20 protein-coding genes are annotated in these 25,858 nt (G+C 71.7%); 14 read left to right on the plus strand and 6 right to left on the minus strand.

What is annotated here, in order from left to right; all coding sequences use genetic code 11:
* Window positions 1-48 precede the first annotated feature (48 nt).
* The 3 genes from rpsK (at window position 49) to rplQ (ending at window position 2,102) form a co-directional block, all read left to right on the plus strand.
* Entirely contained in the window at window positions 49-447 is a 399-nt protein-coding gene (rpsK, locus tag J4H91_RS06265; RefSeq protein WP_025133724.1) for a 30S ribosomal protein S11, read from the plus strand.
* A 115-nt stretch (window positions 448-562) separates the two neighbouring features.
* Entirely contained in the window at window positions 563-1,549 is a 987-nt protein-coding gene (locus J4H91_RS06270) for a DNA-directed RNA polymerase subunit alpha (RefSeq protein ID WP_208045401.1), read from the plus strand.
* A gap of 46 nt (window positions 1,550-1,595) precedes the next feature.
* Window positions 1,596-2,102 (plus strand): 50S ribosomal protein L17, encoded by a 507-nt coding sequence (gene rplQ, locus J4H91_RS06275; RefSeq protein ID WP_208045402.1) that lies wholly within the window; start codon window positions 1,596-1,598, stop codon window positions 2,100-2,102.
* A gap of 124 nt (window positions 2,103-2,226) precedes the next feature.
* Here the strand turns inward: rplQ and J4H91_RS06280 are convergent, their stop codons facing one another.
* Window positions 2,227-4,233, minus strand: a complete 2,007-nt coding sequence (locus J4H91_RS06280; protein WP_208045403.1) for an acyltransferase family protein — start codon at window positions 4,231-4,233, stop codon at window positions 2,227-2,229.
* Between the two features lie 274 nt (window positions 4,234-4,507).
* On the opposite strand from J4H91_RS06280, the gene truA reads away from it, so the two are divergent.
* Window positions 4,508-5,392, plus strand: a complete 885-nt coding sequence (gene truA / locus J4H91_RS06285; protein WP_208045404.1) for a tRNA pseudouridine(38-40) synthase TruA — start codon at window positions 4,508-4,510, stop codon at window positions 5,390-5,392.
* A gap of 102 nt (window positions 5,393-5,494) precedes the next feature.
* Window positions 5,495-6,232, plus strand: coding sequence for a MazG nucleotide pyrophosphohydrolase domain-containing protein (locus tag J4H91_RS06290; protein WP_208045405.1), 738 nt, complete (start codon window positions 5,495-5,497; stop codon window positions 6,230-6,232).
* A gap of 80 nt (window positions 6,233-6,312) precedes the next feature.
* Here the strand turns inward: J4H91_RS06290 and J4H91_RS06295 are convergent, their stop codons facing one another.
* Both J4H91_RS06295 and J4H91_RS06300 read right to left on the minus strand, forming a co-directional pair.
* Window positions 6,313-6,684 carry a GntR family transcriptional regulator gene (locus J4H91_RS06295; protein ID WP_208045406.1) on the minus strand — a complete coding sequence of 124 codons (372 nt, stop codon included), beginning with the start codon at window positions 6,682-6,684 and terminating at the stop codon, window positions 6,313-6,315.
* The gene (locus tag J4H91_RS06300; RefSeq protein WP_208045407.1) at window positions 6,681-7,853 is read right to left on the minus strand and encodes a hypothetical protein; all 1,173 of its coding nucleotides are present in this window, start codon (window positions 7,851-7,853) and stop codon (window positions 6,681-6,683) included. The genes J4H91_RS06295 and J4H91_RS06300 overlap by 4 nt, the downstream gene beginning before the upstream one ends.
* Window positions 7,854-8,090: 237 nt before the next feature.
* Here J4H91_RS06300 and hisS point away from each other — a divergent pair, with 237 nt between their 5' ends.
* The 3 genes from hisS to J4H91_RS06315 all read left to right on the plus strand — a co-directional run bounded on the left by hisS (window position 8,091) and on the right by J4H91_RS06315 (window position 12,481).
* Entirely contained in the window at window positions 8,091-9,389 is a 1,299-nt protein-coding gene (gene hisS, locus J4H91_RS06305; RefSeq protein ID WP_208045408.1) for a histidine--tRNA ligase, read from the plus strand.
* Window positions 9,390-9,544: 155 nt separating this feature from the next.
* Complete coding sequence (locus tag J4H91_RS06310) at window positions 9,545-11,845, plus strand: bifunctional alpha,alpha-trehalose-phosphate synthase (UDP-forming)/trehalose-phosphatase (RefSeq protein WP_208045409.1); 2,301 nt, start codon at window positions 9,545-9,547, stop codon at window positions 11,843-11,845.
* Between the two features lie 51 nt (window positions 11,846-11,896).
* Window positions 11,897-12,481, plus strand: a complete 585-nt coding sequence (locus J4H91_RS06315; RefSeq protein WP_208045410.1) for a TetR/AcrR family transcriptional regulator — start codon at window positions 11,897-11,899, stop codon at window positions 12,479-12,481.
* Window positions 12,482-12,517: 36 nt separating this feature from the next.
* Here J4H91_RS06315 and J4H91_RS06320 read toward each other — a convergent pair whose 3' ends face one another.
* Window positions 12,518-14,611 (minus strand): NADPH-dependent 2,4-dienoyl-CoA reductase, encoded by a 2,094-nt coding sequence (locus tag J4H91_RS06320; protein ID WP_208045426.1) that lies wholly within the window; start codon window positions 14,609-14,611, stop codon window positions 12,518-12,520.
* Window positions 14,612-15,064: 453 nt separating this feature from the next.
* Here J4H91_RS06320 and J4H91_RS06325 point away from each other — a divergent pair, with 453 nt between their 5' ends.
* From J4H91_RS06325 to J4H91_RS06345, 5 genes are read left to right on the plus strand one after another with little or no spacing between them, the layout of a single operon-like run.
* The gene (locus tag J4H91_RS06325) at window positions 15,065-16,069 is read left to right on the plus strand and encodes an NrtR DNA-binding winged helix domain-containing protein (RefSeq protein ID WP_208045411.1); all 1,005 of its coding nucleotides are present in this window, start codon (window positions 15,065-15,067) and stop codon (window positions 16,067-16,069) included.
* A complete protein-coding gene (gene nadA / locus J4H91_RS06330; RefSeq protein WP_243752691.1) occupies window positions 16,066-17,394 on the plus strand; it encodes a quinolinate synthase NadA in 1,329 nt (442 codons plus the stop codon). The genes J4H91_RS06325 and nadA overlap by 4 nt, the downstream gene beginning before the upstream one ends.
* Window positions 17,391-19,088, plus strand: coding sequence for an FAD-dependent oxidoreductase (locus tag J4H91_RS06335; RefSeq protein ID WP_208045412.1), 1,698 nt, complete (start codon window positions 17,391-17,393; stop codon window positions 19,086-19,088). Before nadA ends, J4H91_RS06335 begins: the two co-directional genes overlap by 4 nt.
* A 41-nt stretch (window positions 19,089-19,129) precedes the next feature.
* Window positions 19,130-19,978 (plus strand): carboxylating nicotinate-nucleotide diphosphorylase, encoded by an 849-nt coding sequence (gene nadC / locus J4H91_RS06340; protein ID WP_208045413.1) that lies wholly within the window; start codon window positions 19,130-19,132, stop codon window positions 19,976-19,978.
* A gap of 5 nt (window positions 19,979-19,983) precedes the next feature.
* On the plus strand, window positions 19,984-21,162 hold the full coding sequence (locus J4H91_RS06345) for a cysteine desulfurase family protein (RefSeq protein ID WP_341783461.1): 1,179 nt from the start codon (window positions 19,984-19,986) through the stop codon (window positions 21,160-21,162).
* Window positions 21,163-21,224: 62 nt separating this feature from the next.
* Here the strand turns inward: J4H91_RS06345 and J4H91_RS06350 are convergent, their stop codons facing one another.
* Together J4H91_RS06350 and J4H91_RS06355 are read right to left on the minus strand one after the other, a co-directional pair.
* Window positions 21,225-22,517, minus strand: a complete 1,293-nt coding sequence (locus J4H91_RS06350; protein WP_208045415.1) for a DUF4192 family protein — start codon at window positions 22,515-22,517, stop codon at window positions 21,225-21,227.
* 257 nt (window positions 22,518-22,774) lie between these two features.
* Window positions 22,775-24,550, minus strand: a complete 1,776-nt coding sequence (locus tag J4H91_RS06355; protein ID WP_208045416.1) for an FAD-binding protein — start codon at window positions 24,548-24,550, stop codon at window positions 22,775-22,777.
* A 78-nt stretch (window positions 24,551-24,628) separates the two neighbouring features.
* Between J4H91_RS06355 and J4H91_RS06360 the strand changes: the two genes are divergently transcribed.
* The gene (locus tag J4H91_RS06360; RefSeq protein WP_208045417.1) at window positions 24,629-25,609 is read left to right on the plus strand and encodes a LysR family transcriptional regulator; all 981 of its coding nucleotides are present in this window, start codon (window positions 24,629-24,631) and stop codon (window positions 25,607-25,609) included.
* Window positions 25,610-25,858: the final 249 nt, after the last annotated feature.

Consider the following 25,858-nt stretch of genomic DNA (forward strand, 5'->3'; position numbering starts at 1 on the left):
CCGCCGGTTCACTGACCCAACACACAGAGCTTTTCAGGAGAACACCCAATGGCTGCACCCAAGACGGCGGCTCGTAAGCCGCGTCGCAAGGACAAGAAGAACGTTGTTGTGGGCCAGGCCCACATCAAGTCGACGTTCAACAACACGATCGTTTCGATCACCGACACCACCGGCGCCGTGATCAGCTGGGCCTCGTCCGGCGGAGTCGGCTTCAAGGGCTCGCGCAAGTCGACCCCGTTCGCCGCACAGCTCGCCGCCGAGTCGGCTGCGCGCAAGGCGCAGGAGCACGGCATGAAGAAGGTCGATGTCTTCGTCAAGGGCCCCGGCTCGGGCCGCGAGACCGCGATCCGCTCGCTGCAGGCCGCCGGCCTCGAGGTCGGCTCGATCAACGACGTCACCCCGCAGACGCACAACGGCTGCCGCCCGCCGAAGCGTCGTCGCGTCTAACGAGCACTCGTGTGCGACGGAGCGCTGCAGATCCCTGTCTCAGCGCCCCGTCGCATCCCACATTCCCGATACCGCATGAGTCATATAGCGGACTCCAGCGAAAGGATCACACACCGTGCTCATTGCACAGCGACCCACTCTGACTGAAGAATCCATCTCCGAGTTCCGTTCGCGCTTCGCCATCGAGCCCCTCGAGCCCGGCTTCGGCTACACGCTCGGCAACTCGCTGCGTCGCACGCTGCTCTCCTCGATCCCGGGCGCCGCCGTCACCAGCGTGCGCTTCGAGGGCGTCGCCCACGAGTTCACCACGATCCCCGGCGTGACCGAGGACGTCACCGAGATCATCCTCAACATCAAGGCCCTCGTGGTCTCGAGCGAGCATGACGAGCCGATCACCGCGTACCTGCGCAAGACCGGCGAGGGCGAGGTCACCGCGGCAGACATCTCCGCTCCCGCGGGTGTCGAGGTGCACAACCCCGAGCTCGTCATCGCGACGCTCAGCGACTCGGCCCAGTTCGAGCTCGAGCTGACCATCGAGCGCGGCCGCGGCTACGTCTCGGCTGCGCAGAACCGCAACGAGGACGCCGAGGTCGGCCGGATCCCCGTCGATTCGATCTACTCGCCCGTGCTCAAGGTCACCTACCGCGTCGAGGCCACTCGTGCCGGGGAGCGCACCGACTTCGACCGCCTCGTCGTCGACGTCGAGACCAAGCCCGCCATCACGCCGCGCGACGCGATCGCATCGGCCGGCTCGACCCTCGTCGAGCTGTTCGGCCTCGCCCGCGAGCTGAACACGGCCGCCGAGGGCGTCGAGATCGGCCCCGCGCCGGTCGAGGCCGCCACCGAGGGCGAGCTCTCGATCCCGATCGAGGATCTGGACCTCTCCGTGCGCAGCTACAACTGCCTGAAGCGCGAGGGCATCAACACGGTGAGCGAGCTCGTCGCGCTCTCCGAGGCGCAGCTCATGAACATCCGCAACTTCGGCCAGAAGTCCGTCTTCGAGGTGCGCGACAAGCTCACCGAGATGGGCCTCTCGCTGAAGGACGCCGTGCCCGGTTTCGACGGCGCGCAGTTCTACAGCTACGAAGACGACAACAACTAACGATCCGGTTCTTCCCGACCCGATCGCACATCCACTGGAGTAAACAATGCCGAAGCCCAACAAGGGCCCCCGCCTCGGAGGCGGACCCGCTCACGAGCGCCTGATGCTGAACCAGATGGCGGCGCAGCTCTTCGAGCACAAGCGCATCCAGACCACGGAGACCAAGGCCAAGCGCCTGCAGCCCGTGGCCGAGCGCCTCGTCACCTTCGCGAAGCGCGGCGACCTGCACGCTCGCCGTCGTGTCATGCGCCAGATCCTCGACAAGTCGGTCGTGCACGAGCTCTTCACCGAGATCGCGCCGCTCGTCGAGAACCGTGAGGGCGGCTACACCCGCATCATCAAGACCGGCTTCCGCAAGGGCGACAACGCGCCCCTCGCGGTGATCGAGCTCGTTCTCGAGCCCGTCAACCCGAAGCCCAAGGCCAAGAAGGCTGCGGCTCCGGTTGAGGAGCCGAAGGCCGAGGAGGCCGAGGTCGTCGAGGAGGCCCCCGCCGAGGAGGCTGCCGAGACCGAGGCTCCCGCCGAGGATGCTGCTGAGGAGAAGGCCGAGTAAGGCCCTTCCGCTGCGCACGAGCGCCCCGCGATCCCTGCCGGATCGCGGGGCGCTCTGCTGCGTACAGGGGGCTTCGATCCGCTCGATCGGCGGGCTCCTTCGATCTGAGGAGGGCCCAGCTCGCTCAGCGGCGAGGGATCCCGTAGCCGATCGCCTCATCGGGCGTCTGGAGCTCCTCAAGCGCTCGCTGCACGGCCTCGGCGTAAATCTCGCCGCCGCTCGGGTTCGGGTGGATCCCATCGCCAGCGAGCGCCCCGTCCACACCGTTCACCGACCCGGCCCAATCGGCCACCACCACACCGCGATGGGCCGCGGCGTAGTCGGCGAGCTGCTGGTTGACGCCGGGAATCCAGTCGCGCTCCCCGTAGGCGTTGACGAGCACGAGCGGGCGATCGCCCGTTACCTGGTGCAGCGCATCCAGCTCCTCCGGCTGGACGGTGCCGTTCGTGCCGAGGCCGGCCACGACCACGCGCCGCAGTGATCCCTGCTGCGAGGCTCCCTGCGCGATGCCGACGCCCGCTCCGAAGCCGCGCGACACGGCGGCGTCGACCGCGATCCCCGGGAAGGTCTCGGTGAGCTCGGGCAGGCTCGCGAGCATCACCGAGTCGCCGATGGCGGTGATGTCGCGGCCCTCGGGCGCGATCGGGGGAGCGGGCTTCGCGGGTCCCTCGCCCTCGGTGGATCCCTTGCCTTCGCTCTTCGTGGATCCCTCGCCCTTCGATGCGGAGCCGGCGGCAGCATCCTCCCCATTCGAGCCGTCAGTCGCGGAGCCGTCTGCGTTCTCGTCAGTCTCGGCCTGACGGTCCAGAGCGGCCTGACCGCGCGCGATGGCCTCGGCCGCGGAGCTGAGCCTGGGCGCCGTGGCGATCGCGTAGGCGGTGGCGGGCAGCGTCAGGAGGATCACGAGGCCGAGCGAGATCGCGACGACACGGTGTCGGGGCGTCTGCGTTCTGATGGAGAAGGCGCGCTTGCACGACTTGACGAGCCCGATGCGGCGGATCGGGCGCTCCACGTAGCGGTATGAGAGCGCGGCGACCACGATGGTCAAGACGAGTGTGACGAGACCGACGATCCATGGCTCGACCCCTTCGCCGAACGCCGCCGCGAACACGATCAGCAGCGGCCAGTGCCAGAGGTAGATGCCGTAGGAGCGTTCGCCGACCCAGCGCAGGGGCTGCACGTCGAGCGCGCGCCCGATCCACGCGCGCGGGCGGGTGATCGCGCAGACCACCACGAGCGACGCCAGCGTGGCGAGCTGGAAGCCGCCGTGGAAGCTGATCGGGCTCGCCTCGGGCAGCGTCGCTGCGAGCCAGCCGAGCACGGCCAGTCCGGCGAGTGCGGCGACCATCCACCCGAGTTGCGCGGCAACCCCGGTCTTGCGACGCAGAGCGGCGGGAACAGCGGCGGCGGAGCCGGATGCGCGGAGGGAGTCGGGCGAGACGGGGGGCTCCGGGGGGCGGTGCAGCAGTGCGGCGGCACCCGCTCCGAGCAGCAGTCCGAAGGTGTGCGTATCGGAGCCGAAGTAGATGCGGGTGGGATCGGCCCCGAGCAGCGACAGGACCGCCATCCAGCAGGCTGAGGCCGTGCCGAGAGCGATGAGCAGCACGGAGCGCGCCCGCCTGCCGCGCAACCGGAAGAGCAGCAGCAGGAGCAACGGGAGGAGGATGTAGAACTGCTCCTCGATGGCGAGCGACCAGGTGTTGCGGAACAGCTCGGGGTTGTCGCGGGTGAAGTAGTCGGCCCCCGCGGCGACGTAGACCCAGTTGCTGACGAAGAACGCCGCGCCCGCGATCTGCCTGCCGATGCCGACGAGCAGATCGCCCCCCACCGTCCATGCGAGGGACGTCGTGACGAGCAGCGCGAGTCCGAGCGCGGGCAGCAGCCTGCGCGCCCGCCTGCGCCAGAATCCGACGAGGTCGATCCTGCCGTGCATATCCAGTTCCCGCAGCAGCAGCGAGGTGATCAGGAAGCCGCTGATGACGAAGAACACGTCGACCCCGAGAAACCCTCCGGGCAGGAGGTCGGGGAAGAGATGGTAGACCAGCACCAGCGCGACCGCCACCGCTCGGAGTCCGTCGAGCCCGCCGAACCTCGCGGCTGACGGATTCTGGGCGGGGAGGGGAGCGGGCATCGTCATCTTTCTCGGGCGGGTCGGTCGCCCGGTGGCAATCGTCCCATTCTAAGCGAGGAACTCCGGGCGTCTGCGGGGTGCCGGGAACGCAGCGCAGGGAGCACCGGCTCCCTGCGCTGCGCGCACCCAATACGACGTTTTCGGCGAGATCGACGCTTCCGGGGGCACTGAAACAGTCGGTCTCGCTGAAACCGTCATTCCCGCTGGAAGAAGCGACGAGGGATCGGCGGCCGTGGGGTCCGCGGGTCGGAGGCCGGTCTGGCAGGATCGAGGAATGACCACAGCGACCGCGCGCCTCCGTCTCGACATCGCCTACGACGGCACCGATTTCTCGGGCTGGGCCGTGCAGCCGGGGCTGCGCACGGTGCAGGGGGAGCTCGAGGCCGCGATCGCGGTGCTGCTGCGCCTGCCGGTCGACGCCGTGCGGCTCACGGTCGGCGGACGTACCGACGCCGGCGTGCACGCTCGCGGTCAGGTCGCCCACCTCGACGTCAGCGCCGAGGGCCTTGCGAAGTGGAACGGTCGCGGGCCCGCCCGCGACGCAGACCTGCCCGGCGCCGAGGATCTGCTGCGCGCACGGCGGCTGAACGGAGTGCTGAAGCGGGCGGCTCCCGACATCGCGGTGCACGCGGTGCGCGTGGTGCCCGCCGAGTTCGACGCCCGCTTCTCGGCGCTGCGCCGCCGATACGAATACCGATTGCGCGGCGAGGGATCGCGCCGCGACCCGCTGACGGCGCGCTTCACGGCCGAGGTGCCGCGGCGGCTCGATCTCGCGGCGATGCAGCGCGCATCGGACGAACTGCTCGGTCTGCAGGACTTCACCACCTTCTGCAAAGCTCGGGAGGGAGCGACCGCCGTGCGCGATCTGCTGCGCTTCGACTGGCGGGAAACGGAGGACGGCGCGATCGCCGCGAGCATCGAGGCCGACGCCTTCTGCCACTCCATGGTGCGTGCCCTCGTCGGAGCCGTCGTGGCTGTCGGCTCGGGACGGCTCGCGGAGACGGAGCTGCCCGCGCTGCGCGATGCCCGCGAGCGTACGAGCCGCTTCACGGTGATGCCCGCGCACGGTCTGAGTCTCGAGGAGATCGCCTACCCGGCCGACGACGAGCTCGCGGCTCGCGCCGAGCAGACCCGCGCCCGCAGAGACGCCGTCGACTGACGGCCTGAGCCGCGCATGGGCGTGTGCGCGGGCGATCGGGAGAACCGGTACGGTCGCCGGGCTCTGCGGAGGCCCGCAGACTGGCTGCGTAGAGTGGAGGCCATGGATCACGTGGATCACCGAGCAGTGGAAACGGCCGATGAGACAGGGATCGCGAGCGCTGATCCGCTCGAGCGCGTGCGCGCGGTCGTGCGCCGCATGGTTGAGCCCGGCGGCTGCGCGTGGCACGAGGCGCAGACCCACGCCTCCCTGACCCCGTACCTCGTCGAGGAGACGGCTGAGTTCATCGATGCAGTCGAGCGCGGGCTGCCGGCGGAGGAACTGCGGTCCGAACTCGGCGACGTGCTCTACCAGGTGCTCTTCCACGCCGCGATCGCCGAGCGCGACGGCGAGGGCTACGACCTGGACGGCGTCGCCGGATCCCTCGCGGACAAGCTGGTGGCCAGGCACCCGCACGTGTTCGGAGACCGGGGATACATGACGGTCGAGGAGCTGCACGCTGAGTGGGAGCGCCTCAAGGAGGACGCCGCGGGCGAGGAGCGCGGCTCGCGGGGCGCGCTCGAAGGGATCCCAGCCGGCATGCCGACCCTCGCCCGCGCCGCGAAGGTCGTCGAGCGGTTGAAACGCTCCCGACTCATCGATCCGGGTGCGGGAGAGAGCCATCCCGACGACCCGCTCGTCGGCGCCATCGGGCCCGACGAGCAGCAGATGGCGGAGAACGGCATCGGCGACGCCCTGCTCGCGCTCGTGCTGCGAGCGAATGCGGCGGGAGTGGACCCGGACCGCGCGCTGCGCCTCGCCGTCGACCGACTCGCCGCGAGGGCGATGAGCGGGACCTGACGGGCGAGGGATCCACCTGCTCTGCGAGGAGCCTGCTCACACCACCCCGCTCGAGTGGCGGAGGCGGTGCGTCGCATTGCTCAGCCTGCGGGAGGCGGCGACGCCCACACCGCGCGCAGCACGGCGGCCGCGTCGTCGAACCCCATGCCCGTCTGCTGAGCGGCGGCGGCCAGGGCTCGGGCGTGCTCGACCACGGGGCCGGACGCGCGCGAGGCGCCGGGCGCCACACGGGTGCCTGCCGCGGTGCGTGTGACGACGAGCCCCTCCTGCTCGAGTGCGCGGTAGGCCTTCGCCGCCGTCGCCTGGGCGACGCCGAAATCGCGCGCGGTCTGGCGCACGGTGGGCAGGCGCTCGCCGTCGCCGAGCTGGCCCGAGTGGATCGCGCCCCGGAAGAGCTCGGCGATATCGTCGGCCGTTCGGGGGGCCGGGGCTTCGGGATGCACGGGAGTCATCGTACGGTCTCTGAGGCGACGCCGTTGCCGCTGACGGTATCGCTGTCGGTGCCGCTGCCGACGGGAGTGCTTCCGGACGGCACGCTCCCCGCGGCGGCGTTCCCTGGCTCGGCGCTCCCGGCGGCGTCGCCCGGTGCGGGCTCCTCGGGATCCCTCGCCCGATCGCGGTTCCGGGCCTCCCGCGCTCGCCAGGTATCCACCGCGAGCCGCAGCAGCAGCGCCGCACCGATGCCCTGCACGAGGTAGCCGCCCTTGTGCATGAGCGGAGCGAAGTCGCTGTAGCCGGTGCCGACGTAGAAGCGGGCGACGGCCTCCTGCTCCTCACCCTCGTTGTGAATGCCCACGATCATCTCTCCGACGAAGCCGATGTGGGCCAGTGCCGCCCCGAGCGTCAGCAGCACCCCGCCGAGCGCGATGCAGACCAGCAGGCGTGCGGTGATTGAGCGTTCCTCGCGCACTCCCGGGGCGGTGGAGCGGGCGAATACCGGCCGGTTCGCGTCGCTGCTCAGCACGAGCACGAGCGCGGTCGCTGCGACGAGCATCACCAGCACGGTGGCGAGGTGATTGGGCCAACCAGCTCCCCAGATGTAGCCGTTGTCGTCGGGTGCAGGCATGTAGACGGGTAAGCCTGCTGCGCCGGGGTCGATGACCGGGCCGATGCCGTAGCGGTTTGCGCCTGCGGGTGCCGAGACGCCCATCATCGAGTGCCAGACCGACACGAACAGCAGCATGCCGGCGGCAGCGGTGGTGAGCCACAGGGCCGGCAGCGGCGCGAACGCCCACCACCTTCTGCGTGGGGAGATCGCCCGCTCACCCGGGGCGGGCAGCGGTTCGCGGCGCAGCGCGAACCAGGAGACCGCGATGACGCCGGCCGCGGCGAGCAGCGGCAGCGGGCGCAGCCACCAGCCGAGCCACATCTGCTGGGTCGGATCGAGCGTCGCGATCCAGCTCGTCGCGGTCGCGACCACCAGCACGGTCAGCGAGCCCCCGATCCCGATCCCCGTGAGCTCTCGCGAGCGCCGTCCGCTCGCCGGCAGCGAGACGATGCGTCCGCGGCGGATCCGGGAGAGCCCGAAGAAGACGACGCCGAGGGTGATGGCGATCTCGACGGGCGGCAGCAGGTCATTGAGGGTGCGGAGGGCCGCGAACAGCCAGGTGGGGATTTCCATGTCGATCCCTTCCGGAGAGTGACGCTCCCGGCCCGCGGGTGGACCCGAAGCTATTGTGCTGCAAAGCTAGCACAACTTGTGCTGCTTAGGCAGTGCAAGTTCTCCTGGTCACCGGGCGTGCCCCTCGAGCAGGGAGGCGTCGGTGATGCGGGTCCAGCGCCCGCGGCCGCGATCCCTCGCCGAATCGACACCCGGAGCGCGAGTGGGGGAGCGCCGGGCGTGGAAGAATGGATGACCATGGCCAACCCCGTGAATCCGCCGCGCGGCATGCGCGACTTCCTCCCCGCAGACAAGGCGCGCCGCGAGCACGCGCTCGGCGTGATCAGAAGCGTCTACCGGGCCCACGGCTTCGACGAGATCGAGACGCCCGTGGTCGAGGACTACGCGCGTCTCCACGCCGGCCTCGGCGGCGACAACGAGAAGCTGAGCTTCTCGATCCTGAAGCGAGGGATCCGGCCCGAGCAGCTCGCCGCTGCGAACGAGGCGGGCGACGCCGAGCGTCTCGCCGATCTCGGCCTGCGCTTCGATCTCACGGTGCCGCTCACCCGCTTCTACGCGAGCAACCGCGCCGAGCTGCCGCCCGTCTTCCGCTCGATCCAGATCGGGCCGGTGTGGCGCGCCGAGCGTCCGCAGAAGGGGCGCTACCGGCAGTTCGTGCAGGCCGACATCGACATCATCGGCGAGGCGGGGCTGCTCGCCGAGGTCGAGCTCGTCACGGCGAGCGCCCAAGCGCTCGCGGCACTGGGCCTCGAGGGCTGCGTGATCCGCGTCAACGATCGGCGCATCCTCTTCGGGCTGCTCGCGCACTGCGGCTTCCCGCCCGAGACGCACGACCGCGCCCTCATCACGATCGACAAGCTCGACAAGATCGGTGCGGCCGGGGTCGTGGAGGAGCTGCGCGGCATCGACGACGCAGGAGCCGCGCGCATCGGAGAGGTGCTCGCGGCCGTCGAGCCCGCCGTCGCGGGCGACGGTATCGCCCTCACACGCGACGCGATCACGGCCGTGCTCCCCGCAGGAGCCGCAGAGGAGGGCGTCGCGAACCTCTCGGCGCTCGGCGACGCGCTCGACGGCGCGCTGCCCGCGGGCGTCGAGGTGCGCTTCGATCCGACGCTCGTGCGCGGCATGGGCTACTACACGGGCACCATCTTCGAGGTGGCGCACCCCGGGTCGGGCAGTTCGGTCGGCGGCGGCGGGCGCTACGACGGCATGGTCGGACGCTTCCTCGGTCAGGAGGTCCCGGCGGTCGGCTTCTCGATCGGCTTCGAGCGCATCGTCGACCTGATCTCGCTGCCCGAGTCGACGGGTCCCGAATCGGTCGCGCTCGTCCACGACGCCGATGTCGAGCTCGCAGACCTGCTCGCGCTCAAGCGCGCGCTCGTCGAGCGCGGCCACCGCGTGCGCCTCGAGAAGCGGCAGAAGAACATGAAGGCGCTGCTCTCGCGCATCGAGTCCGACGGCTTCGCGAGCTTCGCGAACGTGCGCGCGGGCGTGCGCTCGGCCGACGAACTGGAGCTGCGCCCGCTCGGCGGCTGAGATATCGGGGCGGGCCCTCGGTTTCGACTCGCCGGCGCCCGCTCGGCGGCTGATCCCTCGCTTTAGCAGTTCGGCACCAGCCATCGCGACCCCTCGCCCGCTCCCGAGCCGGCGCGCTAGCCTGGCAGGAGAAGAACCTGGGGGAGCGGAGCGGTATGGAATCACGGAACCGAACACTCAGCGATGTTCTGGGGCGGCGGGAACTCGTCATGGTCTCGAACCGGCTGCCGGTCGATCGGGTCACCGCGCCCGACGGCAGCGTCTCGTGGCGCACCTCGCCAGGCGGGCTCGTCACCGCTGTGGAACCCATCGTGAAGGAGCTCGGCTGCCTCTGGGTCGGCTGGGCAGGCATCGCCGACGCCGAGATCGAGCCGTTCTCGCTCGAGAGCATGCAGCTCGCACCGGTCACCCTCAGCGCGGATGAGATCGAGGAATACTACGAGGGGTTCTCGAACGGCACCCTGTGGCCCCTCTATCACGACGTCATCGCGCAGCCCGAGTACCACCGCGAGTGGTGGGAGACCTACCGCGCGGTCAACCGGCGCTTCGCCGAACGCGTCGCCGAGAGCGCGGGCGAGGGGGCGATCGTCTGGGTGCACGACTACCAGCTGCAGCTCGTGCCCGAGATGATCCGCGAGATGCGCCCCGACCTGACGATCGCGTTCTTCCTGCACATCCCGTTCCCGCCCGGCAGCCTCTTCGCCCAGCTGCCGTGGCGCAAGCCGATCGTGCGCGGCATGCTCGGCGCCGATGTCGTGGGCTTCCAGCGGGTGCAGGACGCGGTGAACTTCCGGATGGCCGCAGAGCGGTACCTCGGCGCCCCCGCCCTCGGCAATGCGCTCAGGGCGGCCGACGGGCGGCAGGTGCTCGCGCAGGAGTTCCCCATCTCGATCGACGCGGCGGCCTTCGAGGAGCTCGGCAGGCTGCCCCGCGTGCGACAGCGGGCGCGCGAGATCCGCGACGAGCTCGGCGATCCGGAGACCGTGATGCTCGGCGTCGACCGGCTCGACTACACGAAGGGCATCAGGCACCGCCTCAAGGCGTTCGAGGAGATGCTCGCCGACGGCGACGTCTCGGCCCGCGACGCCGTGCTCGTGCAGGTCGCCAGTCCGAGCCGGGAGCGGGTCGGCGCCTACCAGCAGCTGCGCGACGACGTCGAGGTGACCGTGGGGCGCATCAACGGCTCCTACGGCGCGATCGGTGCGACCCCCGTCGTCTACCTGCACCAGGGTTACGGGCGTGAGGAGATGGCGGCCCTCTACCTCGCGGCCGACGTGCTGCTCGTGACTCCGCTGCGCGACGGCATGAACCTGGTCGCGAAGGAGTACATCGCGGTGCGCTCCGACGAGCGGGGTGTGCTCGTGCTGAGCGAGTTCGCCGGCGCGGCCGACGAGCTGCGCGACGCGCTCCTCGTCAACCCGCACGACATCGAGGGTCTCAAATCGACGATCCTGCGCGCGGTGCACATGCCCGCGGCCGAGCAGGAGCGCCGTATGCGCGCGCTGCGCAGTGTCATCACCCACTACGACGTGGCGCGCTGGGCCGAGCAGTTCCTGGGAGCGGTCGGCACCGCCGCCGAACTGCGCGACGCCGCGACCGAGGGCGGCGAAGCCGCACCGACGGGTGAGATCTCGGTGCAGGACGCCTTCGTGCCGCGCAGCCTGGCCGCACGCATCCGCCGCCTGGCCTCGGCCCCGGCGCTCACCGTGGTGACCGACTTCGACGGCACGGTCGCCCCCATCGTCGCCAGGCCCCAGGACGCCCGCATCCTCCCGCGGGCGAGGCAGGCTCTCGAGGTGCTGAGCCGTGCGCCGGGCGTGAGCGTCGTCGTGCTGTCCGGGCGATCCCTCGCGGGCCTCGCCGCCACTGGGCTCGACGCGCCTGACTGGACCATCTCGGGCTCCCACGGAGCCGAGCTCGCGTCTCCCGGCGGTGCGGAGAGCGGCGGACCGGCCCCGCTCAGCGACGACGACGCGCACCGCATCGCCTCGCTCGAGCGCCTGCTGCACCGCGTGCTCGGCGACGAGCCAGGTGTGCGCTTCGAGCAGAAGCCCTTCGGGATCGCCGTGCACACGCGCGAGGTGCGCGACGAGGCTCACGCCGAGGAACTGCTCGAGGCCGCCGTCGAGCTCGCGGCATCGGCCGGTTTCAAGCACCGCGTGGGCAAGCGGGTGCGGGAGTTCTCGGTGCGCGATACCGACAAGGGATCGGCGCTCGCCGCGATCCGTGCCGGTCTGCCCGAGGCTCCGGCCCTCTTCCTCGGAGACGACGTGACCGACGAGGACGTGTTCGCGACCCTGAGCCCCGACGATGTCGGCATCAAGGTCGGCGAGGGCGACACCCAGGCGCGCGAGCGGGTGGAGGGGCCGGCCGCGGCGGCGGCCGTGCTCGCGATGCTCGCCGAACTGCGCACCGGTGTGGTGATCGGCTCGGGCCCAGCCGACTCCGACGGTTGAACCAGCGGGTGTTCGCCACCGCCGGTGACCGCCGGCAGTAGGGTGGTGGGCATGACGACCTCGACGCGCGGGAGACCGCACGCCTCCTCACGCGAGGTGCTCGCCGACGCCGCATGCGAACTCTTCCTCGAGCAGGGCTACGACGCGACCTCGGTCGCCGAGATCACGCGCCGCGCAGGCGTGAGCCGTTCGAGCTTCTTCAACTACTTCGAGTCGAAATCGGGCCTCCTCTGGTTCGTGTTCGACGCGCACACGGGCGCGCTCGTCGATGCCCTGGAGGGTTCCCGCGCGACCCTCGACGAGGCGCTCGCCGCATTCGGGCGCGGCGAACCGCCGGAGACGCTCGCACTCGCCATCGTCGATGCGCGCACCATGCGGGTCGAGGAGGAACTGCTCGCGGGCCGCGCCGCCAGGCAGAGCCGCATCGCCGCCGCGATCGCCGCGCGGCTCGAGCGCGAGGGCGAGAGCCCCGTCCGCGCCGAGATCAGGGCGGCGGGCTACGCGGCCGCGCTCATCGGTGCGGTATGGCGCTGGGCGCTGCAGGGCGCGGGCAGGCACCCCCTGCACGGCGCCGTCGCGGAATCGCTCGGCGCCGCTGCAGAGGTGCTGTCGGGCGAGGGATCCCGTCCCTACTGAGGGCGCGGCGTATCGCCGCTCGGCACTGCGGCTGCCTCAGAGTGCCGCCGCGAGTCGGGTGCCCTGGTCGATCGCCCGCTTCGCGTCGAGCTCGGCGGCCACGTCCGCGCCGCCGATGCGGTGGGCCGCGATCCCTCGCGAGACGAGCGCATCGTAGAGCTCGCGGTTCGGCTCCTGCCCCGTGCACAGCACGATCGTATCGACCGCGAGCGTGCGCTCCTCGCCGCCCACGCGTACGCGCAGGCCGGTGTCGTCGATGCCGAGATACTCGGCCCCCGCGACCGTGCGCACCCCGCGCCGCGCGAGCTCCGTGCGGTGGATCCACCCGGTGGTCTTGCCGAGTCCGGCGCCGAGCTTGCCCTCGCGCCGCTGCAGCATCGTGACCTCCCTGGGCGAGGGGTCGGCGGGCGCGCTCGCCGCGAGCCCGCCCGGCCGGGTGTACGCGGGGTCGACGCCCCAGTGCTCGAGGAAGCCCGCGATGTCTTCCGGATCGTCCGCGCCTCCCGCGGTCAGGAACTCGGCGACGTCGAAGCCGATCCCTCCCGCGCCGAGGATCGCGACACGCTCGCCGACAGGAGAGCCCGGCGCGGTGGCGTCGGCGCGGCCCGCGGTCGGACGATTCGCATCCCCCTCCCAGCGGCCCGCGCGCAGCACGTCGAGGTAGCCGACGACGCTCGGGTGGTCGAGGCCGGGGATGTCGGGACGGCGCGGCACGACCCCCGTGGCGATGACGATCTCGTCGAAGCCGGCGTTCGCGAGCTCGTCGGCCGCAACCCGCCGTCCGAGCCGCACGTCGACGCCGGTCTCGCGCAGCCGCACCCCGAAGTAGCGCACCGTCTCGTCGAACTCGCTCTTGCCGGGCACTCGCCTGGCGACGTTCAGCTGCCCGCCGATCTCGTCGGCGGCGTCGAAGAGGGTCACCGAGTGACCCCGCTCGGCGGCTGCCGTCGCGCACGACAGTCCGGCCGGCCCGGCCCCGACGACGGCGATGCGCTTGCGTCGCCGCGTCGGCCCGAGCACGAGCTCGGTCTCGTGCCCGGCGCGCGGGTTCACGAGGCACGAGGTGAGCTTGCCGACGAAGGTGTGGTCGAGGCAGGCCTGGTTGCAGCCGATGCAGGTGTTGATGCGCTCGGGCATTCCGGCCGCGGCCTTCGCGACGAAGGCGGGGTCGGCGAGGAAGGGGCGCGCCAGCGAGACGAGGTCGGCGGAGCCGTCGGCGAGGAGGCGCTCGGCGGTCTCAGGCGTGTTGATGCGGTTGGTCGCGACGACGGGGATGGAGACGGCCTCGCGCACCCGCCGCGTGACCCAGCCGAACGCCCCGCGCGGCACCGATGCCGCGATCGTCGGGATGCGGGCCTCGTGCCAGCCGATGCCCGTGTTGAGCACCGTGGCGCCGGCCGCCTCGACGAGCCTTGCGAGGGCGAGCACCTCGTCGAGGGTCGCGCCGTCGTCGACGAGGTCGAGCATCGAGAGCCGGTGGATCACGATGAAGTCGGGGCCGACGGCCTCGCGCACCCTGCGCACGATCTCGACGGGGAGACGGCTGCGGTTCTCGAACGAACCGCCCCAACGGTCCGTGCGCCGGTTCGTGCGCGGCGCCGTGAACTCGTTGATGAGGTAGCCCTCGGATCCCATGATCTCGACACCGTCGTAGCCGGCCTGCCGAGCGAGGCGGGCCGTGCGCGCGAAGTCGTCGATCGTGCGCTCGATGTCGGCGTCGCTCAGCTCGCGCGGCGCGAACGGCGAGATCGGGGCCTGCAGCGGGCTCGGTGCGACGAGCTCGGGGTGGGCGGCGTAGCGGCCGGCGTGCAGGATCTGCAGGGCGATGCGGCCGCCCGCACGGTGCACGGCGTCGGTGATGGTGCGGTGAGCTGCGGCTTCCTCCTCGTTCGCGAGCATCGCCGCCCCCGGCGTGAGGCGCCCCTCGGGGCCCGGCGCGATCCCTCCCGTGACGATGAGCGCGGGGCCGCCGTCGCGGGCCCGCTCGGCGTAGAAGGCTGCGAGCCGCTCGGGGCCGTCGGGCAGCTCCTCGAGGCCGAGGTGCATGGAGCCCATGATCACGCGGTTGGGGAGCGTGACGAAGCCGAGATCGAGCGGTGCGAAGAGGTGGGGGAAGGTCTGCGCTGACATGGGTCCCTGCTGCTCGGGGCCGTCGCCCGGCCAGGTGGTCTGAGTGGATGCTCTCGAATGTAGGGCGAGGGATCCCTGCCGGTCGAGCCGTTCGTGGGAAGTGCACACGCGGAGCGGGCTGCGGGCGGCGGCGAGTATGCGGGGCGCACATCGGAACCGTGGTGCGCTCGCCTTCTCCTCGCCCTTCTCCTCGGGCTCGCCGCCGCCTCGGGTGCGAAATGGGGGCGTTTGCACGAGACGCCCCCGGATTCCCGGGATAACGCCCGCATCTCGTGAAATCGGGCGCGTTTCGCGGGAGTGGTGCGGGGTGCGGGGCGGTCCGGGATGGCGATTTCGGATTGACGAGTGGGGCGCTGCGGCGTAGTGTCACTTATGGTCAATGTGACCATAAGTTGACTCGATCCGCTCGCCGAACGGCGAGCTCGCAGAGTCTTCGGTCGGAATGAGGGATCCGTGCACTACGAGAGCGCGAGCGTGAGCGAGCGGCGCACACTGCCGCCCGCCGTCGCGGTGTCGACCGTCGCGTTCGCGCTGCGCCCCCCGCTCGGCTCGGCGATCGGTTCCGCTGCGCCGCGGCCGGGCGAGGAAGCGGGCGCTCCGACGCTGTGGATTCCGCTCGTCCGGCGCACCCGGGCGCCCTTCCTGGGGCGGTGGGCGCTGCCGGGAGGCCCCACCCGCTGGAACGAGACGCTTGCGGATACCGCCCTGCGCACCCTCCACGACGCGGTGCTGCGCGCCCCCGGCTACCTCGAGCAGCTCTACTCCTTCGGCGGCGTCGAACGCTCTGCCGACGCGCAGCGGCTCGTCACGATCGCCTACTGGGCGCTCTACGGCGAGCGCGACCTGGCGGCCGAGCCGAGCCTCGCGGTGCGCGTCTCCGTTCCGGACGCCGGGCGTGCGGGCGAGCCCGCCCCAATCGGAGCGCCCGCCGCTGCCGGGGTTCGCGCGGTCGACCCGGCAGACGGGTCCGTCGCCCCGGCGCGCTGGGACGACGTGCCGGTCGCGGGGGATCCCTCGCCCGCCCTCGATACGGCCGAAGGCCCATCGCAGCCCGGCGAAGAGGGCGCCTGCCTGCCAGACCTCTCAGACCCGAACGTGTCGTGGTTCTCGGCCGATGCGCTGCCCGAACTGGCCTTCGACCACGCAGAGATCGTCGCCTACGCGCTCGAGCGGCTGCGGGTCAAGACGGAGTACTCGGCGATCGCGCACCTGTTCCTGGGCCCCGTCTTCACGCTCGGCCAGCTGCGCACCGTGCACGAGGCGGTGCGCGGAGAGAGCGTCGACCCCGCGAACTTCCGCAGGCAGGCGCTCGCCCGCGGCTCGCTCGTCGACACCGGCGAGTTCGAGACCGGCACACCTCACCGGCCGGCCCGCCTCTACCGCTTCCGGGACGAGCCCGGACCCCTCTCACCGAGCCGACCGGGCCCGTCGGCACCCCAGACGAAGGACACACCATGACCAGCGTGCACGAACTCATCCGCGGTGCGGCGGCCCGTGAGACCGCCGCCCGCGAGACCGCCGGCCGGCCGGCGCATCGGCGCCCCATCGCGCTGAAGGCGACGGGGGTCTCGAGCTGCGATTCGGGCCTCGCCAGGGATCCCTGGGCGATCGACCGCGCACCCGGCTACGGCCCCGGGGCGTCGACCGGCGATCAGATCCCCGCCGATGCGCCCCGGCAGGGGCCGCTGCCGCAGCGCTACACGGACGCCTCGGAGGAGCAGTTGCAGCAGTGGATCGTCGAGGCGAAGGAGCGGCTCGGCGACCGGGTGCGGATCCTCGGGCACTTCTACCAGCGCGACGAGATCGTGCAGCACGCCGACTTCGTGGGCGACTCGTTCATGCTCGCGCAGGCGGCGAAGGCGAGTCCGGAGGCCGAGGCGTTCGTCTTCTGCGGCGTGCACTTCATGGCCGAGACCGCCGACATCCTCTCGGGCCCGGACCAGGCGGTGATCCTGCCGAACCTCGCCGCCGGCTGCTCGATGGCCGATATGGCGACGATCGAGCAGGTCGAGGCCTGCTGGGCCGAGTTGACCGCGACACTCGGCGGCGCGGCGGACGACGACGGCCTCGCTCCCGTGATCCCGGTCACGTACATGAACTCCTCCGCCGCGATCAAGGCGTTCTGCGGCCACAACGGCGGGATCGTGTGCACCTCGTCGAACGCGCGCACCGTGCTCGAGTGGGCGTTCGAGCGCGGGCAGCGGGTCGTCTTCTTCCCCGACCAGCATCTCGGGCGCAACACGGCGAAGCAGATGGGCGTCGCCGAGGAGCAGATGCCGCTGTGGCGCCCCCATCTGCCGCTCGGCGGCAACACCGCGGAGCAGTTGCGCGACGCGATGGTGATCCTGTGGAACGGCTTCTGCTCGGTGCACAAGCGCTTCACGGTCGCGCAGATCGAGCGGGCGCGGGCCGAGCACCCCGGCGTGCGGGTGATCGTGCACCCCGAGTGCCCCGCTGCTGTCGTGGAGGCGGCCGACGGCGCGGGGTCGACCGAGTACATCCGCAAGGAGATCGAGGCCGCGGCACCCGGGTCGGTGATCGCGGTCGGCACCGAGATCAACCTCGTGAACCGTCTCGCCGAGCAGCGCCCCGACCTCACGGTGTTCTGCCTCGACCCGGTCGTGTGCCCGTGTTCGACCATGTACCGCATCCACCCCGCGTATCTCGCCTGGACGCTCGAGTCTCTGCTCGAGGGATCCGTACCGAACCGCATCCGCGTTTCGGACGAGGTGGCGGGCGACTCGCGGGTCGCCCTCGAGCGGATGCTCGCGGCCCGGCCGTGATCCTCGTCATCGGAACGGGCGTCGCGGGCCTCTCGTGCGCGCTCGCCGCCGCGGCCGCGGGCGCCGATGTCGAGCTGGTCTCGCCCGGGGAACTCGCCGCCGATGCGACCGACTCGGCGAGCGGTCTCGCGGGCGGCAACACTGCGCTCGCGCAGGGCGGCATCGCGGCGGTGCTCGGTCGGGACGACACGCTCTCCGCGCACGTCTCGGACACCCGGGCTGCCGGGGCTGGCCTCGTCGACGCCGAAGCCGCGGAGGCGCTGGTGGGCGACGGCTCGGCGCTCGTGCGTCGGCTGCTCGAAGCGGGCTTCCCCGCCGACCGGGACGAGAACGGCCGACCACGGCTCGGGCTCGAGGCGGCTCACTCGGCCGCCCGCATCCTGCACGCGGGCGGGGACCGGTCGGGGGCCGCGCTCCACGCATTCCTGACCGCGCGCGTGCTCGCGGCTGCCGGCGAGGGGCGGATCGTGCCGCGCTCCGGCGTCGTCGCGGTGTCGCTGCTCCAGGACGGCGGCACGGTCGCAGGCGCCGTGCTGCGAGACGCCTCCGGCGCGCTCGCCGTGCACCGCGCCGATGCCGTGGTGCTCGCGACCGGCGGCTATGCGGCTCTCTACCCGCGCACCTCGAACCATCCCGCTGCGCGCGGCCGCGGCATCGTGCTGGCGGCGCAGGCCGGCGCGCTCGTGGCCGACCTCGAGTTCGTGCAGTTCCACCCGACCGTGCTGCACGGGACGGGCGCGCTCGTCTCGGAGGCCGTGCGAGGGGCGGGTGCCGTGCTGCTCGACGGCGCGGGTCGGCGTTTCCTCGTCGATACCGCCCGCGTCGGCAGCGACCCTCGAGCCGAGCTCGCGCCCCGCGACGTCGTCTCCCGCGAGATCCATCGGGTGCTGCGCGAACGAGGCGAGGCGTGCGTCTGGCTCGACGCGACGGGCATCGAGGAGCGGGAGGGGCGCGGTGCGCTCGCCCGGCGGTTCCCCGGGATCTCGGCTTCGATCGCGCGCGAGGGATTCGACTGGGCGAGGGAACCGGTTCCGGTCTCTCCCGCCGCCCACTACACGATGGGCGGCGTGGTGAGCGACCTCGACGGCCGCAGCACGGTGCCCGGGCTGTTCGTCTCGGGCGAGGTCGCCTCGACGGGTGTGCACGGAGCAAACCGTCTCGCCTCCAACTCGTTGCTGGAAGGCCTCGTATTCGGCGAGCGCGCGGGCCGTGCCGCCGCTGCCCGATCCCTGTGCACGGGGACGGGGCGGGAATCGGAGACCGGTGCCGGGTGGGCGCTGCGCGGGTCCGGGGTGCGACGCCTCGTCGCCGAGGCCGAGACCGAGCGCCTGCGGCTCGCGCCCGGGACCGAAGGCCTTCCCGACGGCCACGCTGCGGAGGCCGCGGATCACGACGCGCGGACGCGTGTCTCGCGCCTCGTCGCCGACGGGCTCGGCATCGAGCGCGACGCACAGGGGCTGCACTTCGTCTCCGCCGCCATCGAGGGCGAGGTCGGCGCGGATGCGGCGCTCGCCGCGATGATGGTGCGATTCGCCGAGTCGCGCACGGAGTCGCGCGGCGCGCATCAGCGCGCGGACCGCCCCGATACCGATCCGCGCCAGTCCTCGCGTCGCGCCCTCCGTTTCGCCGTCCGTCCGGGCGCCGAGGCGAGCGGCGGACCGGCCCGCCGCGAACCCGCCGTGCTGAACGCCTGATACCCCGGACCTGCTACCCCCCCCCAGAGGAGACCGCCACCGTGCTGACACCCCAGACCATCGAATCCGTCGTGCGCCGCGCGCTCGAGGAGGACGCCCCGTGGGGCGACCTCACGGTCGAGCTCGCGATCCCGGCGGAAGCCGAGCTCGATGCCCGCCTGGTGGCCCGTGAACCCGGGGTGTTCGCGGGCGGACCGCTCGTGGTCGCAGCGTTCCGGCAGGTCGATCCGAGGACCGCCGTCACCGATCTCGCCGCCGAGGGCGCGGCATTCGAGATGGGCGAGGTGCTCGCCCGGATCTCGGGCCCAGCACGGGGGGTGCTCACAGGGGAGCGCATCGCCCTCAACTTCGCGCAGCGCATGAGCGGGGTCGCCTCGCTGACCTCGAGGTTCGTCTCGGCGGTCGCCCACACACGGGCACGCATCGCCGACACCCGCAAGACGACGCCGGGACTGCGGGCGCTCGAGAAGCACGCCGTGCGCGCGGGGGGCGGATCGAACCACCGCTTCGGGCTCTCCGACGCCGTCATGGTCAAGGACAACCACCTAGCGGCGCTCGGGGCCGTCGACGCGGCCACGATGACCGCGGCGCTGCGTTCGCTGCGGGAGCGCGCGGGGCACACCACGTCGATCGTCGTGGAGGTCGACCGCCTCGACCAGATCGAACCGGCACTTGCGGCGGGGGTGACCGGGATCCTGCTCGACAACATGTCGCCCGAGCAACTGGCCGAGGGCGTCCGCATCATCGGTGGCCGGGCTATCGCGGAGGCGAGCGGCGGTGTGACGCTCGACACCGTGGCGGCGATCGCGGAGTCGGGGGTCGACGTCATCTCCGTGGGGCTGCTCACCCACGGCGCCAGGGCGCTCGACCTCGGTCTCGACTCGGAGTGAGCGCCGTGCCCGACTCCGACGCTCCCGGAGCCGATCGCTACCTCGATGCCGCGGCGACCGCTCCGCTGCGGCGCGAGGCGCGCGACGCGATGCTCGCGGCGCTCGACGCCGGCCCGGGCAACGCGTCGAGCGTGCACACGGCGGGTCACCGCGCGCGAACCGCGGTCGAAGCCGCCCGTTCGGGTATCGCCTCCGCGCTCGGCGCCTCGCCGGGCGAGCTCGTCCTCACCTCCGGCGGCACCGAGGCGAACAACCTCGCGATCACCGGACTGGCTCTCGCGAATCCGCGCGGTCGCCATCTGGTGACCACTCCGCTCGAGCACCCCTCTGTGATCGAGAGCTGCCGCTACCTGGAGCGCGTCTTCGGCTTCGACCTCACGCTGCTCGCCGTCGATGAACGCGGCAGGGTGGATCCCTCGTCGCTCGAAGGGGCGCTGCGGCCCGACACGACCCTCGTGTCGGTGGGGCTCGCGAACGCCGAGGTCGGCACCGTGCAGCCGCTGCCCGATATCGCCGCCGTCGCGAAGAACCGAGGGGCGCTCGTGCACACCGACGCCGTGCAGGCCGCGGCGTCGCTGCCCGTGTCGTTCGGCGAGGGCGGCTCGGGCTGGCCGGGAACCGCCGTCGACGCGATGACGATCGCCTCGCACAAGTTCGGAGGACCTCAGGGTGCCGGGGCCCTGCTGCTGCGCGCGGGCACGCGGATCGAGCCGCTGCTGCACGGTGGCGGTCAGGAGCGGGGCCTGCGATCGGGCACCGAGAACGTCGCAGCCATCGCGGGCTTCGCCGCGGCCGTCGGCGCGCACGCCGGTGACGCCGGCACCCGCGCGCTCGAGCTCGTGCGCAGCAGGGACGAGCTGATCGCCCGGGTTCTCGCCGAGGTGGCAGGTGCGAGTCTCACCGGCCACCCCGAGGAGCGCCTGCCCGGCCACGCCTCCTTCGTCGTGGAGGGGCAGAGCGGGGAGTCGCTGCTGGTCGCGCTCGATGCCGCGGGATTCGCGGTCTCCTCCGGTTCGGCGTGCGCTGCGGGGAAGGACGAGCCGTCTCCGGCACTGCTGGCCATGGGCTTCGCGCCCGACCTCGCCCGCACGGCGATCCGCTTCACCCTCGCGAATCCGCTCGGACCCGGTGCGCTCGAACGCATCGTCGGCGTGCTGCGGAGCGAGATCCACGCGCATCGCTGATTCGCTCTCGGCGCGGACGACGACCGGGGAGCGCCGCGCTTCCACAGCGCCGACGGTTCGCATCACGCGGCCCTCGCGCCCCAGCCACCGATGAGGCGTGCTGCGCAGGCCGGCGACTCGATGAGCCGACCCACCATCAGCGCGAGCTCGTGTCCGGGGTCGATGGCGAGGGCTTCGCGCACGTGGCGGTGCGCGACCGACTGGCTGCCGCCCATCCACCACACCCACGCGCTGAGTGAGAGCACCCCGGGCCGCAGCTCAACGGGCGACTCCGAGACCGCGGTCAGGAGCAGCTCCCGCAGGCCCCGGAGCTTGTGGTGCTCGGTGAACTCGTGGCTGATGGAGGAGAGGAAGCGGTGGATCGACCCGCCGACCAGTGAGCCGCCGTCGGCAGCCTGAACGACGTCGGAGTCGATGGGCAGCGCTGCGAGGTGATGCGGCCCCAGACCGTGGGAGACCTCGAGCGGGAACTCCGGCCGGGTGATCAGACCCGTGGCGAGCACGAACCAGCGGTCGGACCGTTCGGCCGTGCGCAGCAGTCGGGCCGTCATGCGGGGGCTGAGCCGAGAGGCGCCTCGGGTCATGGCGCGCGCCACCGCGACGGTCTCGTCGAGCCAGAGGTAGTCGGTCGGTCCGTACTCCTCGTCCGGCTGCGGAGGCCGTGCGCCCGTCCCGCGACCGTCCGCGAGCGCTTCCTCGGGCAGCAGAAGCTCGGCGGTGCGTCGGCGCAGCGCCTCGGCGCGCTCCTGAGCGATCGCAGGCCCTGGGTAGGGCGGCAGCTCGGCGAGCGCGGCCTTCACGGCGCCCACCCGTCGCGGCTCCGGCACAGGGATCGCTCCGAGCTGCGAGATGTCGGGTGCCTGCTCGCCGGCCTGCTTGGCCTCTCTGGCTATCGGGCTGTCCTCGATCTCTCGAAGAGGGTGCCCGAGGGCCGGCGGGTCCGGCTCGAGATAGCTGACCCAGCCGTCCGGCGCGAGGCAGCACAGCTCGCGGGGCGGGAAGCCCGCCCGGCGCAGTCGCCGCTCGATCCGTTTGGCGAGCCGGCGCCAGGGGGCCCTGCCCTCCCCGGCGAAGGTGCGTTCGCAGGTGATGACGATCGCCGGGGCGGCCGGTTCCTCATCGCCGAAGGCGAGCACCGTGTCGCAGATGAAGTCGAGGATCGCGATCGATCGCGAGGGCTGTTCGTCATCGGGCAGATCGATCCGCACGGCGCTCGCGGTGCGCTTGCCGGAGAACAGCACCACGAAGATGCTGTCGGACGCGGTGAAACCGGTGAGGCGGGGGAGGGCGGCGAGGAAGTCGGCGGTGCCCCGGCAACGGAGCACCCGCCTCGTGTCGTGTTCGTGAGCGGTCATGACCCGATCATGCGCGCTCGAACGAGGCAGATCCGAGTTCTCCACAGGAATTGAAACGATACCCGCAGAAAATGCCCTCCGGCGGGCTGTGGAGGGAGAAGGTCTCCGAACCCGGATCCGATCGGGCCCGCTCCCTCAGGGGAACCGAGCCCTGATCCTTCGAGGGAGCCGGGCTCCGATCCTTCGAGGGAGCCGGGCCCCGATCCCTCGAGGAAACTGCGGCCCGGATCCCTCGCCGAACAGGCGGCACCCGACCGCTACTCGACGAGCTTGCCCTCCACCGAGGTGTCGATCGCATCATGGGCGAGGCCCCTGAACGACTCGGGAGCCTCCGCCGCGCGCTCGAAGGCCACACCCTCCGTCGGCGTCCAGATGAAGCTGCCGCGCAGAGAATCGTCTTGCTCAGGGTAGTCGGAGCGGTTGTGGCAGCCCCGGGTCTCGCGCCGCTCGAGCGCGCACTCCAGAGTCGCTCGTGCCGCGAGCAGCGAACCGTACAGATCGTAGGCGTGGGCGAGGTCGTCGAAGCCGGCGATGTCGGGGTGCACGCCGAGGTTCGCGGCCCGCTCCTCGATCTCCGCGAGCTCCTCAAGACCCTCGCGCAGCCCCTCCTCGCTCCGCACCACGCCGGCGCGCTCGGTCATGAGGTCGCGCAGCCGTCGCTGCAGCAGCCGCGGCGTCTCCGTGCCTCTGCCCGTCAGGAGGCGCCGCATCTCGGCCCGCGCTTCGCCCACAGCCTCGGGCGAGCGTCGCACCTCGGTGAGGCCGGACACGTAGGCAGCGGCATCCTCGCCCGCGATGCGTCCGTAGACGAGCAGCTCGATGAGCGAGTTGCCGCCGAGGCGATTGGCCCCGTGCAACCCGCTCGAGGCCTCGCCGATGGCGTAGAGCCCATCGACGCCGGTGCCGTGATCCTCCGGTCGCACCCACACGCCGCCCATCGAATAGTGAGCCGTGGGTGCGATCTCGATCGGCTGCTCGGTGATGTCGAGCATCTGCAGGTCGATCAGCGTGCGGTAGACGCGGGGGAGCTTCTCGAAGATCGTCTCGCGCGGCAGGTGCGAGACGTCGAGGAGGACGCCGCCGTCCGCGGTGCCGCGCCCCTCCTGGATCTCCGTGTAGCTTGCGAGCGCGACCCGGTCGCGGGTCGAGAGCTCCATGCGCTCGGGATCGTAGCGCTCCATGTAGCGCTCCCCGAGGGCGTTGCGCAGGATCCCTCCCTCTCCGCGCGCCGCCTCCGAGACGAGCGTGCCCGCGGCCTCGGCCGGCTCGAGGATGCCGGAGGGGTGGAACTGGACGAGCTCGGCGTCGCGGATACGAGCCCCGGCGAGCGCGGCGAGGCGGAACGAGTCGCCCGTGTTCTCATCGCGGCGGGAGGAGGTGTTGCGCCAGATGCGGGTGTGGCCGCCCGCCGCGAGGATCACGGCGTCGGCATGGATGACGACGGGCGTGCCGTCCACGACGTCGAAGCCGTAGGCGCCGAAGACGCGGCCGCCGGTCGCGAGCAGACGGGTGATGTAGACCGTGTCGACGATGGGCACGTCGAGTTCGCGCGCTCGCCGCAGCAGGGTGCGCTGGATCTCGAGCCCCGTGTAGTCGCCCGCGTAGCAGGTGCGGCGGTATTTGTGCGCGCCGAAGAAGCGCTGGCTGATGCGGCCGTCGGCCTCGCGCGCGAACGGCATGCCCCAGCGCTCGAGATCCTCGATGCCGCGGGCGGCGTTCCTCGCGACGACCTCGACGATCGCGGGGTCGGCGAGGAAGTACGACTCGCGCAGCGTGTCGGCTGCGTGCTGCTGCCAGCTGTCCTCGGGATCCACGGTGCCGAGCGCGGCGTTGATGCCGCCCGCCGCGAGCGTGGTGTGGGCGTCGTGCTTGCGGCGCTTGCCGACCGCGAGCACCTGGATGCCGCGCTCGGCGAGTTCGATCGCGGCCCTGAGGCCGGCACCACCGGTGCCGATGATGAGGACGGAGGTCGAGAGGATGCGCTCGGTGCGAGTCGTGTCGGAGATGTCTGCGGTTGCTGCGATGGTGCTCATGGGCACCACGCTAGGCGCGTGCTCTCGATTACTCCAATGAATAGATCGGATCAACATGATACGGATACGCTATGAGTTATGAACCTCGAGCAACTGCGCGGCTTCGCCGAGGTCGCGCGCACGGGCCACTTCACGCGCGCCGCCGAGCATCTCCACCTCGCCCAGCCATCGCTCAGCAGGCAGATCGCGAACCTCGAGGGCGAGCTCGGCGTCGAACTCTTCCACCGCGCCCGCGGCAACGTCGCACTGACGGCGGCGGGGGAGCGCCTGCTGCCGTTCGCGAGGCGCATGCTCGCCGATGCCGAGACCGCGCGCGGCGAGATGGCAGAACTCGCCGGTCTCCGCCGCGGCAGGGTGCGGCTCGGGGCGACCCCGACGCTGTGCACGAGCCTGGTCGCCGAGGTGCTGGCCGACTATCGCGAGCGGCACCCCGGCATCGACATCGAGATCCTCGAGCGCGGCTCCCGCAGCCTCATCTCCGCGCTCATGGACGGCGCTCTCGACCTCGCGCTCATCGTCACGAGCGTGTCGTCGGGCGCCGCGCGGGCGGTGCTCGAGCGCGAGCCGATCCTGAGCGAGCGGCTGGTGGTCGTGTCGTCGGCCGCGGCACCCGATCCCTTCCGGGGCGAGGGATCGGGCGCGCTCGGCGCGGGCCGGAGCGCGGGCGAGCGACCGGTTTCGCTGCGGGAGCTGGCACGTGTGCCCCAGGTGCTGTTCCCCGGCAACTACGACCTGCGCGTCGCGGTGGACGCCGCCCTCGGGGCGGAGGGACTGACACCGACCGTCGCAGTCGAGGGCGCGGAGATGGACGCTGCGCTGCGCTTCGCCGAGCGAGGGTTCGGGGTGGCCGTAGTGCCGGCGATGGTCGCCGTCGATCGCCCGCAGCTGCGAGCGACGCCGCTCGCCGACGCCGCGCTGACCCGCACGATCAGCGTGGCGCGCCGCTCGGACATGTCGCCCACGCACGCGAGCGTCGCGCTGCAGGCGCTCATCGAGGAGGTCGCAGACCGGTTCGCAGCGCCCGGCAGCGCGACCGCACGACTCGTCTCGCGGGTCTGAGCGGGGCGCCGCGCCCGCTGCACCGTGCCCGTGGCACCGCGGGGCGGGCTATCGCTCGTGGGGCACGTTGTTTCGCGAAATTACGTGCCCCATGAACAGCAACGTGCCCCATGAGCAGCAAAGGCTCTTCGGATTTGAGAGTGTAGGCCGATCGGTGAGTACGCCTGGGTAGAACGAAGACCTCGTAAGAGAATCAGGGTGTTCAACGTCCATCGTTCTCTCACGAGGTCTTCGTGTTTAACGCTACCT

Source organism: Leucobacter ruminantium (assembly GCF_017565705.1).
Lineage (GTDB): Bacteria > Actinomycetota > Actinomycetes > Actinomycetales > Microbacteriaceae > Leucobacter > Leucobacter ruminantium.